The sequence below is a fragment of the Polynucleobacter sp. MWH-Braz-FAM2G genome, assembly GCF_018687635.1.
Taxonomy (GTDB): Bacteria; Pseudomonadota; Gammaproteobacteria; order Burkholderiales; family Burkholderiaceae; genus Polynucleobacter.
In genome coordinates this window covers 591,045-605,757 of the sequence record NZ_CP061300.1, presented here as the reverse complement: position 1 = coordinate 605,757, position 14,713 = coordinate 591,045, and the positions used below count along the sequence as shown (strand labels likewise).

The following is a 14,713-nucleotide window of genomic DNA, read 5'->3' as shown; positions in this document are numbered from 1 at the left end:
TTCCTTATTTGTTAACTTTGTTATACCAGAGCTCATGATGCTCTTTGGCCCAAGTAGCATCTACATACCCCGTCTTCATTCCATCAATCGACCCTTGGGATCCGATGGTTCCAATATAGATATGCCCCATTGCCATAGCTGACATCAAGATTGCAGCACTGCTGTGAATGATGTTGGCAATCTGCATCGTGCCACGGGTGTACTCAATCGACATGAATGGAACAATCATATCGAGCACAAAGCCTGAACCTGAAATTACCAAGCCCAAGAATGTCATACCAAACCAAAACCAGATTTTTTCACCACCATTAAAGAATCCTGCAGGTACATGTTTACCATTAAAGATTCCACCAAAGGAGAGGAACCATTGCAGATCGCCCTTGCCAGGAAGATTCTTATGAGCAAACAGCAAGAAGAAAATCACGATACAAATCGTAAATAACGGACCAGTGAAATTATGGATATTTTTGCAAACCATTAAGAATGAGCCATATGCAACCCCACCCATTAATGGCATAACAAAATACTTGCCATACAAAATTAATAAACCAGTGAAAGCTAAGGCTAAGAAACTGAATGCCATCAACCAGTGAACCAAGCGGTCAAATGCACTGAAGCGCTTAATCTTGACACCCGACATAGGTTCATGCAATTTCATAGGACCCTTAAGGGTATAAGTTGCGATGATCCCAAAGAATGCTAAGGCCAATAGCCAGCCACCGTATACGGTAATCACACCATTACGAATCACACGCCATTCTTGACCAGAACGTTGAATTAAAACGCTTGATTCTTTATCTGGAATGCTAACGTAGTTATATGGGTCACTATTTGCAGTAGTAAAAATAGAAGGGTTTGCTGGCTGAGCCTGGGCTTGAGTGCCATTGGCCAGACTATTTGGATTTGCCGGCACAGACAGCGGAGGAACATCCACACCACTAGCAGATGGCAATGGTGCCATAGGTGCGCGCTCAGCAAAACTGAGTCCGCTCGCCAAAGTCAGCGACAAACCAGCAGTCACCACCAAAGTGCGTAGAACTTTAGAAAATGATCGTTTCATACACATGTCCTTAAACGTTTTCGTTTTATTTATTGTTATTTAGTTGATCACTTAACGCGACTGTATTCGTTCTGACCTTGAGTTCGTTTGTCAATCGACTCAGTCCAACTAGCCTGATTTCCTGGAGTCCAACCTTTTGTCACGAAGCCATTGTTTGCTCCCATGTATGGGGCGACATCGGGACGCTTGGCAGCTTTTGCCGCAATTTCTGGCGGCTCAGAGCAAGCTGCTAAGAGGGTTGTTGCCGCAAAACACAAGCCGAGAGTTTTGAAATTTACTTTCATTATTTGGCTCCTGGAATTTTGTCAGCAGGTGTCGGGCTTGGAGCTGGAGTACCGGGACCACCATAGGCAGTAGACCAACCAAATGCCTGTGAACCAGGATACTTGCCATTCTTTTCGCGAGTAGCAACGCGATTATTAAAGATGCTAGAAATGATGTCACTATCACCACCAATCAAAGCCTTGGTAGAGCACATTTCAGCGCATAGCGGCAACTTACCTTCAGCCAACCGATTACGTCCATATTTCTCAAACTCAGCAACACTGCCATTCTCTTCTGGACCACCGCTACAGAATGTGCACTTATCCATTTTGCTGCGCGAACCAAAAGCGCCCTTGCTTAGGAACTGAGGTGCGCCAAATGGGCAGGCAAATGAGCAATAACCACAACCGATACAGATGTCTTTGTCATGCAATACAACGCCTTCATCAGTGCGATAAAAGCAATCGACTGGGCAAACGGCCATACAAGGAGCGTCGGTACAGTGCATACAGGCAACAGATACAGATTTCTCTTGACCGATGATGCCATCGTTAACAGTGACAACGCGACGACGGTTAACACCCCAAGGTACTTCGTTATCGTTCTTACAGGCTGTGACACAACCGTTGCATTCGATGCATCGTTCTGTGTCACAAATAAATTTCATTCTTGCCATTGTGTTCTCCTGACTTTATTTTTTGACTTAGGCAAATTTCTCGATTTGACACATCGTGGTTTTGGTCTCCTGCATCATTGTTACCTGGTCGTAACCATAGGTAGTTGCAGTATTGACCGCCTCACCTTGAACTACTGGTGCAGCACCCTCTGGGTAGTATTTGCGCAAGTCCGCCCCTTGCCACCATCCAGCAAAATGGAATGGTACGAACGCAGTACCCTCGTTGACACGCTCGGTAACTAAAGCACGAACTTTAATTTGAGCACCAGTTGGGGACTTAACCCACACATAATCCCAATTCTTAATACCGCGAGCCGCAGCAGCCTTAGGATTAATCTCCACAAAGTTTTCTTGCTGAAGTTCAGCCAACCATGGGTTAGAGCGAGTTTCATCACCGCCACCCTCGTATTCCACCAAACGACCAGAAGTCAAAATGATTGGGAACTTTTCATACAATTTCTGATTCAAGTTTTGATCTTGAACAGTCTTGTAGAGAGTAGGTAAGCGCCAGAAATTCTTCTTGTCAGCCGATGTTGGGTACTTACGCATCATCTTCTCATTCGTGCTGTACAAGGCTTCACGGTGAATAGGCACTGGATCTGGGAAGTTCCAAACAACAGCGCGCGCTTTTGCGTTACCAAATGGATGGCAACCATTCTTCATTACAACGCGCTGAATTCCGCCAGACAAGTCAGTCTTCCAGTTTTTACCTTCGGCGAGCTTCTTCTCTTCATCGGTCAACTGATCCCACCAACCCAATTTCTTCACAAACACGTGATCAAACTCTGGATATCCAGTAGTAATCGCTGAACCCTTGGAGCAAGAGCCATCCCCAGCCAGCAAGCTCACACCCTCACGCTCAACACCGAAGTTTGCGCGGAAGTTACCACCGCCCTCCATCACACTCTTACTAGTGTCATAAAGGTTGGGTGAACCTGGGTGCTTGATTGCAGCAGTTCCGTAGCAAGGCCAAGGCAAGCCATAGTAATCGCCAGTGGTGTCATAACCCGTAACCGGATCAACTCCACCACGGGACTTCAAGGTCTTCGGATCAAAGGTTGCAACCATTCTCATGTGCGCTTTGAGACGCTCAGGAGTTTGACCGGTATATCCAATTGTCCAGACTGAGCGATTAATCTCACGCAAGATATCTTCAATCTGCGGCTCTTTCCATTGCTTACCAGCAAACTTGGAATTGAGGATTTTGTAGTTCTTGGACAACTCTTGGCCAAAGCCTAAACGATCGGCGAATGCTTGCATGATTACATGGTCAGGCACTGACTCAAACAATGGATCAATTACTTTCTCACGCCATTGCAAAGAACGATTTGAAGCTGTAGCAGAACCACAGGTTTCAAACTGTGTAGCAGCAGGCAACAAGTAAACATTGCGATTTTTATTAACTACATCACCCTCGGCCGCAGGCATTGCTGCCATTGCTGCAGTAGCGCTTGGATATGGATCAACTACGACCAACAGATCCAACTTATTCATCGCGCGCTTCATATCCAAGCCACGAGTTTGAGAGTTAGGAGCATGACCCCAGAAGAACAAACCTTTAACGTTAGTTTGCTGATCGATCATGTCGTTCTTCTCAAGAACTGCATCAACCCAACGAGAAACCGTTGTACCGGATTTCTCCATCATGTCAGGCGCATAACGACCTTTGATCCACTCGTAGTCGACACCCCAAACAGTTGCGAAGTGTTTCCAAGAGCCAGCGGCAAGGCCATAGTAGCCAGGCAAAGAATCTGGGTTAGGACCTACGTCAGTAGCACCTTGAACGTTATCGTGACCGCGGAAAATATTTGTACCGCCACCAGATTTACCTACGTTACCTAATGCCAACTGCAAAATACAGGATGCGCGCACCATGGAGTTACCAATAGTGTGCTGGGTCTGACCCATACACCAAACCACTGTACTAGGACGATTTTGAGCCATTGTCTTAGCGGCTTTATACATTTGATCTTCAGGAACTCCGCAAGCTTCTTCTACTGCTGCAGGTGTCCACTTTTCCATGACTTCTTTACGGATCTCATCCATACCGTAAACACGATCATTGATGTATTTCTTGTCTTCCCAGCCATTTTTGAAGATGTGATAGAGCAATCCAAATAAGAATGGAATGTCGGTACCAGAACGAATGCGAATGTACTGATCTGACTTTGCTGCTGTACGGGTATAACGTGGATCGACCACGATCACTTTGCAACCATTCTCTTTTGCGTGCAACAAACTCAACATAGATACAGGATGAGCTTCGGCTGCATTTGAACCAATATAGAGGGCTGCCTTGGCATTCATCATGTCGTTATAGCTATTAGTCATCGCACCATAGCCCCAGGTGTTTGCAACACCCGCAACTGTAGTTGAGTGACAAATACGAGCCTGATGGTCTGTATTGTTTGTGCCAAAGAAAGAGACCCACTTACGCAGTAAGTAGGCCTGTTCATTGTTGTGCTTTGAGGAGCCGATAAAGAACATTGCATCTGGAGAATATTTCTCACGAATACTCTTCATCTGAGCAGTAATTTCAGTTAGCGCCTGATCCCAAGAAATGCGCTGATACTTTCCATCCACCAGCTTCATTGGGTAACGCAAGCGATAGTCGCCATGACCGTGCTCACGCAAAGCAGCGCCTTTAGCACAGTGAGCACCCATATTAATTGGGGAATCAAAGACAGGATCTTGACGTACCCAAACACCATTCTCAACAGTCGCATCTACTGCGCAACCAACTGAACAATGGGTGCAAATAGATCTCTTAACTTCAATCTTGCCCTTGCCGTCGAGCATCGCTTTGCTGGGCTCTGCAGCAGCCTTTTGCACAAAACTCAATTGGCTTGCAGCAATACCAGCGCCAACGCCAACGCCTGAGCGCTTCAGGAATGTACGGCGATCCATTGTTGGCACAGCCGCCTTTAATCCTCGTGACAAGCTGCCAATTAAATGGGAAGTTGCACGACTGCTTTGTGGGGTATTGGATTTACGAGTCAGACTCATATGATGTCCCTGAAAAAGTTTTTTGTATTTTTTGGATAACAGTTACAGCGAAAGCTAAATACAACTGATTAAATCAATGTGGTTTCGTAATATTTACGCATGTGCGCAGTCATAGTTTGGCCAGCATCTTTGACGGCGGTCGCACCACTAATTTCTTGGATAACGGCCTTACCAACCGGGGTTTGACTGACCACAGCAACAGCACCTACTGCTGCGCCTGCACCAATAAAGAACTTACGACGCGATGGCTTATTTTCTTCGCTTAAAGCAACTTTGGATTTAGTGCTCATGGCATGCTCCTATTTAATTATTCTTGATCTAGGGCAAGTGTAATTGGTAATTGCATTTTTCGCATATAGACATATCAAAATCTATCTAAGGCTTACCCTGTGCTGCACTGCAATATCAAATCATGTCAAATCCCTGCCCCTCAATAGCCAAGAATTCTCTGGTCAAGGCGGCAACTGGACGATAAAGATGCATCTCAGGAATGCCTTCTATGGCATCGCAAAGTTCGTCGTACCAAGGACGAATATGCTCATTGAAAAAAACCCTTTGGTTTGTAAGGTTTGAGACTTCTACATCATCCCCAGCAATAAGGTAGCGCATGACTTCACAAAGTGCAGAAATATGATCTTCGGTCTCAGTCACCTCTTCTGCCGCCTCCAGACCAAATCCTTCTAGGGCTTTGCGGATATTGACCAAAGGCTTCTCATTTAAATGACCTGCCATGTAAAAGGAGCCATTAAGAACGACGTTAGGCTTTCCAACACTAATGAAATTCAAGTCAAATTCATCATGCCAAGCTTTGGCAGGGTTATTTTTAGCAACCTCCACCACATCCATCCAGACCTTCGCCAAAGGGGCCTCATTAGAAGCATCGTGTTGATCAGCGGTAGCGGCAATTTGATCTAGCAATTCTTGATCAGGCGGCATCTGAAAAAAACGCGCAATTAAACCGTATAAATCAGCTCTCGCGAGATCCTCCGGTAAGCCTACATCCCCAACTTCGGCTAGGGATGTAGCTTTTACTGCTTCTTTTGTATTTTCAGTCATGATTCTTTTTTCACCATATCAACCACGCGACAATCGCCGCACATCTTGAGCCTTTCCATCGCTGCACCCGCAAAGGCACCATGAGCTCCCAGCTTAGTCAACATCAAATCAACCATTTTTAGAGTGCCAAAAGGTTTGCCACAGCTAATGCAGTGGAAAGCTTGGGTCTCATTGAGAACGGCTCTTTGCTTGCGTTGTTCTACTGTCTGTAATCGAGGCGCAAGAGTCAAAGCCTTTTCAGGGCAGGTCTGTACACAAAGTCCGCATTGAACACACTGCTTTTCTATGAAAGACAGAACAGGCTCATCTGGATTATCTAATAGCGCCCCCTCAGGACAACTGCTCACACAAGACATACACAGAGTGCATGCATCTTTATTAATCGTTAGACCTCCAATTAAGGAAGACTTTGGTAGCGCTACTCCGAACTCAGGCAAAGGAGACTTAGCCTGCCTTTGCAAATGCTCTAAAACTGCTTCTAGCGTTTCACGCTTTTGATTCGACAAACCAATACTTGCTGGAGTGCAAATAGGAGCCAATGAGCCACGCTGACGGAAAGCTCCCATTGCTTTAGATAGCGAAGCTAAATCATCAGCGGAGCTTGCCGCTATCAAGTGAATTCGCTCGTCAAAGCCATAAGCTTTAAGAATGCTATTTGCCAATTCTGTTTGCTGTTCCAGCGCCGCACGATAAGCAGGATCCTCATCTCCACTTAACAAAAGGATGACCTCGGCAAAACCATAAGTAAGCGCCCCAAGCCAAAGATCAAGTCCAGTAGAGGCAATATGTTCGATGCCATAAGGAATAACAAAAGCAGGAAGCCCCTCAAACTGCTTGGGCATGATGTGGGCAGATCGACCCAGACCATCAATCATTTGGGTGCCCGCCTTTAAAGTATGCAATAGCAAACTGGGAGCCATTGCTTGATTTATTTTTTTAGCCTCTGCAGTAAATACATTTGCGAGTGTCTTTAACTCTTTACCTTGATGAGCAACGCTAGGATAGTTGTAGCGCATTGCACCAGAAGGGCATGTGGTGGCGCAAGCTCCGCATCCCATGCACAGGTTGGGATTGACTTCAACTGAGCCTTGACCATTTTTGAAAATAGATCCGATAGCCCCTGTTGAACAAACGTCAATGCACGCACTACAACCTACTTTGCCATTGCGACCATGCGCACAAATTTTTTCGTTATAGACAAAATATTTTGGCTTCTCAAATTCCCCCACCATCTCTAATAGCTGATTGGTGGCTAGCGCTTGGTCTAAGGGGTCAACACCTGGCGCAAAGTAACCTTGAGGAGTTTGACTCATGCGCATTTTTGGATCGGCACGTAAGTCCAAGATCAGATCAAAGTCAGAACTACGTTCACGCTCTTTGCGATCAAACGAAATTGCTCCAATGCCGGCACAGGCAGTCACGCAAGCACGATGAGATTTGCATTTCTCAAGATCAATCTGAAAGGACAAATCAATAGCGCCTTCAGGACAAACCTCTACACACGCGCCACAGCGCGTGCACATCTCAGGATCAATCGGGTTTTGCAAATCCCAATTGACTGAAAAATTACCAAGATAGCCATCTAACTTTGTAACAACTCCAGAAAAAATAGGGTAACTACGATTAAGAGGAAGATCAGCAGACTCTGTGCATAAAACCGAAACATCCAAAGACTGACTTAACTTTTCAGCCCAAGGAATAACTTGAGAGCCTGCGCCGATAATTAACAGTCTGCCCTGACTTTCATAATTCACTACAGGAACAGGTTCTGCCTCAGGCATATCAGCTAAGGCTAACAAGGCTGCAATTTTGGGTCCCGATGTGTTGGCCTCTTGGGTCCACCCTGCCACTTCTCGAATATTTACAAAACGTAATGGGGCAACCAATGGTTTTTCGGCTTGATTAGCCAATTCACTAAAAAGAGCAGCTTCTTGAGTGCAAGCAATTACTAAGGATTCAGAACCATCTAAAGCTTTTAAAAAAGAGCTGACCTCTTGTCTGCATAAAGACTGATGAATCGGAGCTCCCATCGCCTTTGCATCCAAAGGCATCGTGCCATTACAGTTGCAAACTAATTTTTGACTCATGCGCTATCTTCTTAAGTTTTTTTCTGTTCGGGTTCAATTGGCACTGCATCGGTCACTTCACCCAATTGAGCAGAAGTTTTTTGCTCTGTGGATGGCAAAGCACTTTGAGCTTGCGGCTCTGTTAAGCGGCTTTCGTTCTGTTCTGAATCTGAAGATGCAAGATCAGCAGATTTGCGGAACAGATTCAACATATCACTCTGCGTCATTCGCTCAAGCATTCCTGGGGGCAAGGGGTCTAGCTTACTGTAATCATCAATATAGATATCTAACCCATCCATGATATTGAAATGAGGATCGGTAAACATTTTCTTAAGAGCCGCCTGCTGAACAGCAGGATCAACATCTGGTTTCATAAAAGCCGAAAAGTCTGGATCAAAACGATCAATCTTGGCGACATCATCCAAAGTGGGAAGTGGCGAAGCCTCTTCCGCAATCTTCTCAGCAGGAAGGTCTTGCGAAGGCTCTTTTGGGGCCTCTATTTTTTTTTCTTGAGGAGCATCAACATCAACACCGGCTTTGCGCCTAGACCAGCGACCTAAAAATCCATCAGCCATTATTCCTCCAGTGGGCGCTCGGCGCCTTTGAAAGAAGCGGGCTTATGACGTTTTTTGGGTTCTGGGTGATAGTGTTCGTTAGCGTACTCTTGTAACCAAGCCGTGTGTTGCTCACTCATAGGAATGGTATCTACCGACTCCCCACCATCCAGTAAGCGAGCAGCTTCGTTATAGCTGACGCATATACGGTGCGGCACTGCAAATGAGGGTTCTGATTTTGCCAAGGCAATGGATTGCTCATCTAAATAGCGCTCAACATCTTCCTCTAAACGCCACATAACAAACCAACTCGGTGTGGTTGCAGATACATTCAGATAGTAACCTTCTGCCTCGTCAGGAAAGAGATCCAATTCGTAGCCTGTAAATAACCAGGACTCGCCCTCAGCATCACGACCCAAGAATTGGCCCGTGATGCAATTGCCTTGACTGCTATTGAATTGCCCAAAATCTGGCAATACCTCCTGAGGCACCCAGCGGTATGAGACCCATGGGTTATCAATATTTTGTTTACGCATTAATACCGCAAAACGCATAAGTCCTCAGGTGTTTTGAACCACAATGTTCGGAAATTTGCTGCTCATATCTTTAGCTAGAGTAGCAACGCGGATAGCCACCTGTCTAGCAATCCCTTTGTAAATAGCGCTAATAGCACCATCAGGGTCAGCAACCACAGTAGGACGTCCCGCATCCGCTTGCTCACGAATGGATAGATTTAGCGGTAAAGCGCCTAAGAAATCCACTCCATATTCTTTACACATTTTTTCGCCACCACCAGTACCAAAGACATGCTCTTCATGTCCGCACTGGGTGCAAACATAGGTACTCATATTTTCAATGATGCCGATGATCGGTACCCCCACCTTCTCAAACATCTTCAGACCCTTACGAGCGTCTAATAATGCAATATCTTGCGGAGTAGTCACAATCACTGAACCAGTAACAGGAACCTTTTGCGCCAGAGTCAATTGAATATCACCTGTGCCAGGAGGCATATCGACGATTAGGTAATCCAGGTCACGCCAACGAGTTTGACGAAGAAGTTGCTCCAACGCAGATGTCACCATAGGACCACGCCAGACCATCGGTGCATCATCATCAATTAAAAAACCAATCGAGCTAGCCTGAAGGCCGTAAGCTTCCATCGGCTCAATCGTGTTCTCTTCAAGGGAATCCGGTCTACCCGTAATACCCAACATCATGGGTTGGCTTGGACCGTAAATATCCGCGTCCAAAATTCCTACTTGTGCGCCCTCGGCAGCAAGAGCGAGTGCTAGATTCACCGCAGTAGTCGACTTTCCAACACCGCCCTTACCGCTAGCAACTGCAATAATATTTTTTACGCTGGGTAATAACTTCACACCACGCTGCACTGCATGTGCAACGATCTGACTAGAAACATTGACGCTGACATTCTTCACGCCAGGTAATTCACGCAAAGCACTAATGACTGACTTGCGAATGGAATCAAATTGACTTTTAGCTGGATAACCCAAAACGATATCCAAAGAAATATCGCCATCTTCAACGCGAATATTTTTCACGCTTTTAGCGGTCACATAGTCAATTTTTGTGTTGGAGTCGATTAAATTCTTTAAAGTCGCCTGCACTAACTCTGGGGTAACTGACACTACTTTCTCCTAATAATGAATCAACCTAGAATGCACCCCTAGGTCTCTTATATTTTCTTAATTAGCGCTAGCTTACTCGTAGCCGGCAATATTTGCTGAAAGTGATCTATTTCAGCCGGCATGCAATACCTTAAAAAATTAGCAAGCTTAGATAATAGACAGCCATCGACATCAAGGCTGTTGCTGGAATGGTGAAGATCCATGCCCAAACAATATTTCCAGCAACCCCCCAACGAACCGCGCTCGCTCTTTGAGTTGAACCCACACCAACAATAGCCCCTGTAATCGTATGGGTAGTAGAAACAGGCACACCCAGAGCAGTTGCAGCAAATAAGGTAATGGCTCCACCTGTCTCGGCACAGAAACCACCAACCGGCTTAAGTTTTGTAAGTTTCTGGCCCATCGTTTTCACAATGCGCCAACCACCAAACATCGTGCCCATGGCTATCGCGACGTAACAGCAAATGATGGTCCATGTTGGTGGCATCTTTGCGCTAGCGTCAGCGTATCCAGTAATAATCAGCAATAACCAAATAATCCCGATTGTCTTTTGCGCATCATTACCACCATGACCCAAGCTATATGCGCTTGCAGAAAGTAGCTGAAGTCGACGGAACCAGCGATCGGTTTTTGCCAAGTTGGCGTTTCTACAAACCCAAGCTACTAGCAACATCATTAATGAACCAAGCAGGAAACCAACAAACGGTGAAATAAAAATAAAAGAGACTGTCTTCAAAATACCCGACCAGACTAGACCATCAATACCTGCTTTAGGGAGTGCGGCACCAACTAAACCACCAATCAAGGCATGTGAAGAACTAGATGGAATGCCGTAATACCAAGTAATGACATTCCAAACAATTGCGCCAACTAAAGCGCCAAAGATAACGTGCAAATCCACTGCGCTTGGATGAACAATGCCTTTACCAACTGTAGCGGCTACGCTTAAGTGAAAAATAAAAATAGCTAGAAAATTAAAGAAGGCCGCAAAAACTACCGCTTGCTGCGGCTTAAGCACTCCGGTAGAAACTACCGTTGCAATGGAGTTGGCTGCATCATGAAAACCATTCATGAAATCAAATGCGAGAGCTAGCGCCACTAAAAGCGCCACAACCCAAAAAGCTACTTCTGTCGCTGGCAACTTATTTCGCCTTAAGAGTTTTCAAGAACAATGCCCTCAACCAAGTTGGCAACGTCTTCACATTTATCGGTAACTTCTTCGAGTAACTCATAAATGCGTTGGCACTTGATCAGCTCACGAACTTCGATATCTTCACGGAATAACTTTGTGATAGCCGTGGAAAGCAGACGATCCGCACCAGACTCCAAGTGATCAATCTCGTCACAGGTCTTCAAGGCAGCTTTGGCCACCTCTGGATCTGAAATGTCTTTTAAAGTGGCAACAGCATTTCTCATTCCAATACAGCACTGGTTGCAGAGTTCCGCCATTTGCAACATCTCAGACGTCATCTTCTTCACATCATACAAATGCATCGCTTCTGTACCATTCTGCAACAGGTCAGCCACATCATCCATCGTATTGATGAGTGAAAAAATTTGGTCTCTATCAATCGGTGTAATGAAAGTTTTATGCAATCGACGATGCACCTCTTTCACAACATCATCGCAAGCATGCTCTGCTTTATCCACCTCTTGGGTGTACTTAGCTCGCAATGTTTCATCGTTGTAATGCTCAACGAACTTTAAAAAAGATTCGGATGCAGACACAATATTATTGGCGTGCTCATTGAAAAGCTCGAAGAAATTACCATCGTGAGGCATTAACTTACTGAAGAACATAAATCACGATCCTTTGAGGACAAAACTGCAAGTTTTATTAGATTTGCGGTCATTCTAAACAATTGCTATTGAACAACTGGAAAGCCGGCATCTGTTATGAGCTGACTAGCCTTCTCTATTGGCAGACTTGTCTCAAGATTGATGGTCTGAGTCGTTAAATCTGCCTGCAACTTTGCTTGCGGATCCTCTGCCTGAATCGCCCGAGTAACGGCATTAATACAGCCACCACAAGTCATTCCGGATACTTTTAGAGTCAACATAAAGACCTTTTTAATGTAAGCATGGCATTCATGGGGTAGATTATCTTCTATATGAACACTCAAAAAGACACGAATTCCGAGCTATTTACTCTAGATATTGGCGGCATGACTTGCGCCTCTTGTGTGGGCAGGGTTGAGAAGGCCTTGGACAAAATTCCTGGGGTCGAGGCAGCCAGCGTCAATTTAGCCACTGAGCAGGCCAAAATTCGCCTAAATACCAATTCTGGAGTCAAAATTGATGAAATTATCGCCATGGTCCAAAAGACAGGCTATGAAGCCAAAGTCAGTACACCTCATGGCACCCAAGAGCTAGCGCCAGCTAAATTATTCTGGGGGGCAGACGGTCTAGGACGTGTTTTATTAGGCTTTGCTCTCTCCGCCCCACTCTTTCTACCAATGTTCCTAATGCCCTTCGGAATTCATTGGGCCCTTGCACCAAAATGGCAACTTCTACTAGCAAGCCCAGTTCAATTTTTTTTAGGATGGCGTTTTTATAAAGCTGGCTTTAAATCCCTGATGTCTGGGGTTGGCAATATGGATTTGCTTGTAGCACTTGGCACAAGTGCCGCCTATGGATTAAGTATTTACCAAATGCTGTCATCAGATCATGCAGCGCATGAACTATATTTTGAAGGCTCTGCAGTAATCATTTGCATGGTCTTGCTTGGCAAATGGTTAGAGTCCAGAGCCAAACAACAAACGAGTGAAGCAATACGCGCCCTTCAGAAGCTTTGGCCCGAACACGCCAAAGTCATTGAACGAAATATCATCATTTCCGAAAACTCTCCCTTAGATCAATTTCGCGATCTTCCTTTGGATCAGGTTTTCCCCAAAGACCGCATCTTGGTTTTACCAGGTGAGCGCATTCCGGTGGATGGCGTCATTCTTCGTGGCAGCAGTCATGTTGATGAATCTCTTCTTACAGGCGAGAGTGAGCCCGTCAAAAAACATCTAACTGAAAAAGTGATTGGTGGCTCGCTAAATGGCGAAGGTCTTTTGGTCATTGAGGCGCAAGCAGTAGGAGTTGAGAGCGTTCTTTCGAAAATCATTTCACTAGTAGAGGATGCTCAGACCCAAAAAGCACCCATCCAAAAACTAGTTGATCAAGTAAGTGCTATTTTTGTACCTAGCGTTATAGCCATAGCGATCATCACTGGATTGGCCAATTGGTTCTATTTAGACTCCGCATCAATTGCTATTTTGAGAGCGGTATCTGTATTAGTGATTGCATGTCCATGCGCCCTTGGTCTTGCGACACCGGCAGCCATCATGGCAGGAACTGGCGTAGCAGCTCGCTATGGGATCTTAATTAAAGATCCGCAGGTATTGGAGTTGGCGCACCGCTTAAATGTCGTTGCCTTTGATAAAACTGGCACCCTCACTATTGGCAAGCCACAACTGCTTGGGATTATTTCGTTTACGAATGCATTTTCTGAAGACGACATTCTCACAAGTGCCGCAGGACTTCAACTAGGCAGCGAACATCCACTTGCAAAAGCTCTACTTGAGGCGGCAAAACAAAAGAGAATAGAACCCATTATTCCCATGGATAGCAAAGCATTGGCAGGCATTGGTATTAGCGGCAAACCCAGCTCAGGAGTTTTTAAAGGTCAAAATCTTACTCTTCAAAGCATTGCATCATTGGAGGGAAGTCCGCATTATTGCGCGATCCTAGAAAAAGCAAAAACATGTTTTGAGGCAGGTCAAACTGTTTCCGTCTTAATGAATGGTGAAGCGCCTTCGTCGCCAATTGCCATCATTACTTTTGGAGATGAACTTAAAGATAGCTCAAAAGATGCAATTACTTCATTAAACGACATGCATATTCGCACAGTCATGCTTTCTGGAGATAATGTCGCGGCAGCTAATCGTGTTGCAAAAAATATTGGTATTCAAGAAGTGTTTGCGCAAATTATGCCAAGCGATAAGGCGAACATTATTCGTCAACTTCAATTAAAGAATGGTCAACGTCAGTTTGTTGCAATGGTGGGTGACGGCGTAAATGATGCCCCAGCCCTAGCTACTTCTGATGTTGGAATGGCAATGTCAACAGGTACTGATGTGGCCATGCAAGCAGCCGGAATCACTTTAATGAGAGGCGATCCAACGTTAGTGGCAAATGCAATTGATATTTCAAAAAGAACCTGGCGAAAAATTCAGCAAAATTTATTCTGGGCATTTATTTTTAACGCCACAGGCATTCCCCTGGCTGCCTTGGGCTACCTATCACCCATGCTAGCTGGCAGCGCCATGGCACTCTCCAGTTTCTGCGTATTGAGCAATGCACTCTTATTGAAGCGCTGGCACCCTTCCCAGCACTAG

Annotated in this window: 14 protein-coding genes; 1 reads left to right on the top strand and 13 read right to left on the bottom strand. The window is 45.4% G+C overall.

The window, feature by feature from the left end:
• Positions 1-4 precede the first annotated feature (4 nt).
• The 13 genes from FD973_RS03175 to FD973_RS03115 form a co-directional block, all read right to left on the bottom strand.
• On the bottom strand, positions 5-1,060 hold the full coding sequence (locus tag FD973_RS03175) for a formate dehydrogenase subunit gamma (RefSeq protein WP_215324188.1): 1,056 nt from the start codon (positions 1,058-1,060) through the stop codon (positions 5-7).
• Between the two features lie 47 nt (positions 1,061-1,107).
• Positions 1,108-1,344, bottom strand: a complete 237-nt coding sequence (locus FD973_RS03170; protein WP_215324187.1) for a hypothetical protein — start codon at positions 1,342-1,344, stop codon at positions 1,108-1,110.
• Positions 1,344-2,000, bottom strand: coding sequence for a formate dehydrogenase FDH3 subunit beta (fdh3B, locus tag FD973_RS03165; protein WP_215324186.1), 657 nt, complete (start codon positions 1,998-2,000; stop codon positions 1,344-1,346). Before fdh3B ends, FD973_RS03170 begins: the two co-directional genes overlap by 1 nt.
• Before the next feature lie 27 nt (positions 2,001-2,027).
• Positions 2,028-5,006 (bottom strand): formate dehydrogenase subunit alpha, encoded by a 2,979-nt coding sequence (locus FD973_RS03160; RefSeq protein WP_215324185.1) that lies wholly within the window; start codon positions 5,004-5,006, stop codon positions 2,028-2,030.
• A gap of 68 nt (positions 5,007-5,074) precedes the next feature.
• Positions 5,075-5,296 (bottom strand): hypothetical protein, encoded by a 222-nt coding sequence (locus tag FD973_RS03155; protein ID WP_215324184.1) that lies wholly within the window; start codon positions 5,294-5,296, stop codon positions 5,075-5,077.
• A gap of 115 nt (positions 5,297-5,411) precedes the next feature.
• Positions 5,412-6,062, bottom strand: a complete 651-nt coding sequence (locus FD973_RS03150) for a molecular chaperone (RefSeq protein WP_215324183.1) — start codon at positions 6,060-6,062, stop codon at positions 5,412-5,414.
• Complete coding sequence (locus FD973_RS03145; RefSeq protein ID WP_215324182.1) at positions 6,059-8,149, bottom strand: 4Fe-4S binding protein; 2,091 nt, start codon at positions 8,147-8,149, stop codon at positions 6,059-6,061. The genes FD973_RS03150 and FD973_RS03145 overlap by 4 nt, the downstream gene beginning before the upstream one ends.
• Positions 8,150-8,160: 11 nt before the next feature.
• A complete protein-coding gene (locus FD973_RS03140) occupies positions 8,161-8,703 on the bottom strand; it encodes a DUF3306 domain-containing protein (RefSeq protein ID WP_215324181.1) in 543 nt (180 codons plus the stop codon).
• Positions 8,703-9,218 carry a DUF3305 domain-containing protein gene (locus FD973_RS03135; RefSeq protein WP_251368820.1) on the bottom strand — a complete coding sequence of 172 codons (516 nt, stop codon included), beginning with the start codon at positions 9,216-9,218 and terminating at the stop codon, positions 8,703-8,705. Before FD973_RS03135 ends, FD973_RS03140 begins: the two co-directional genes overlap by 1 nt.
• Positions 9,219-9,242: 24 nt before the next feature.
• Positions 9,243-10,331: an iron-sulfur cluster carrier protein ApbC gene (apbC, locus tag FD973_RS03130; RefSeq protein WP_215324179.1), complete on the bottom strand. Its 1,089-nt coding sequence runs from the start codon at positions 10,329-10,331 to the stop codon at positions 9,243-9,245.
• Positions 10,332-10,461: 130 nt separating this feature from the next.
• Complete coding sequence (locus FD973_RS03125) at positions 10,462-11,403, bottom strand: inorganic phosphate transporter (protein WP_251368863.1); 942 nt, start codon at positions 11,401-11,403, stop codon at positions 10,462-10,464.
• 80 nt (positions 11,404-11,483) lie between these two features.
• Positions 11,484-12,131: a DUF47 domain-containing protein gene (locus tag FD973_RS03120; RefSeq protein WP_215324177.1), complete on the bottom strand. Its 648-nt coding sequence runs from the start codon at positions 12,129-12,131 to the stop codon at positions 11,484-11,486.
• 65 nt (positions 12,132-12,196) lie between these two features.
• Positions 12,197-12,391, bottom strand: a complete 195-nt coding sequence (locus FD973_RS03115) for a heavy-metal-associated domain-containing protein (RefSeq protein ID WP_215324176.1) — start codon at positions 12,389-12,391, stop codon at positions 12,197-12,199.
• Positions 12,392-12,442: 51 nt separating this feature from the next.
• On the opposite strand from FD973_RS03115, the gene FD973_RS03110 reads away from it, so the two are divergent.
• The gene (locus FD973_RS03110; protein ID WP_215324175.1) at positions 12,443-14,713 is read left to right on the top strand and encodes a cation-translocating P-type ATPase; all 2,271 of its coding nucleotides are present in this window, start codon (positions 12,443-12,445) and stop codon (positions 14,711-14,713) included.

Bases quoted from the DNA above. Each gene is read 5' to 3' on its own strand.
- FD973_RS03140 (WP_215324181.1), bottom strand. From the start codon at position 8,703: ATGGCTGATGGATTTTTAGGTCGCTGGTCTAGGCGCAAAGCCGGTGTT.
- FD973_RS03155 (WP_215324184.1), bottom strand. From the start codon at position 5,296: ATGAGCACTAAATCCAAAGTTGCTTTAAGCGAAGAAAATAAGCCATCG.
- FD973_RS03170 (WP_215324187.1), bottom strand. From the start codon at position 1,344: ATGAAAGTAAATTTCAAAACTCTCGGCTTGTGTTTTGCGGCAACAACC.
- FD973_RS03135 (WP_251368820.1), bottom strand. From the start codon at position 9,218: ATGCGTAAACAAAATATTGATAACCCATGGGTCTCATACCGCTGGGTG.
- FD973_RS03110 (WP_215324175.1), top strand. From the start codon at position 12,443: ATGAACACTCAAAAAGACACGAATTCCGAGCTATTTACTCTAGATATT.
- FD973_RS03115 (WP_215324176.1), bottom strand. From the start codon at position 12,391: ATGTTGACTCTAAAAGTATCCGGAATGACTTGTGGTGGCTGTATTAAT.
- FD973_RS03175 (WP_215324188.1), bottom strand. From the start codon at position 1,060: ATGAAACGATCATTTTCTAAAGTTCTACGCACTTTGGTGGTGACTGCT.
- fdh3B (WP_215324186.1), bottom strand. From the start codon at position 2,000: ATGGCAAGAATGAAATTTATTTGTGACACAGAACGATGCATCGAATGC.
- FD973_RS03125 (WP_251368863.1), bottom strand. From the start codon at position 11,403: ATGAATGGTTTTCATGATGCAGCCAACTCCATTGCAACGGTAGTTTCT.
- FD973_RS03160 (WP_215324185.1), bottom strand. From the start codon at position 5,006: ATGAGTCTGACTCGTAAATCCAATACCCCACAAAGCAGTCGTGCAACT.
- FD973_RS03150 (WP_215324183.1), bottom strand. From the start codon at position 6,062: ATGACTGAAAATACAAAAGAAGCAGTAAAAGCTACATCCCTAGCCGAA.
- FD973_RS03145 (WP_215324182.1), bottom strand. From the start codon at position 8,149: ATGAGTCAAAAATTAGTTTGCAACTGTAATGGCACGATGCCTTTGGAT.
- FD973_RS03120 (WP_215324177.1), bottom strand. From the start codon at position 12,131: ATGTTCTTCAGTAAGTTAATGCCTCACGATGGTAATTTCTTCGAGCTT.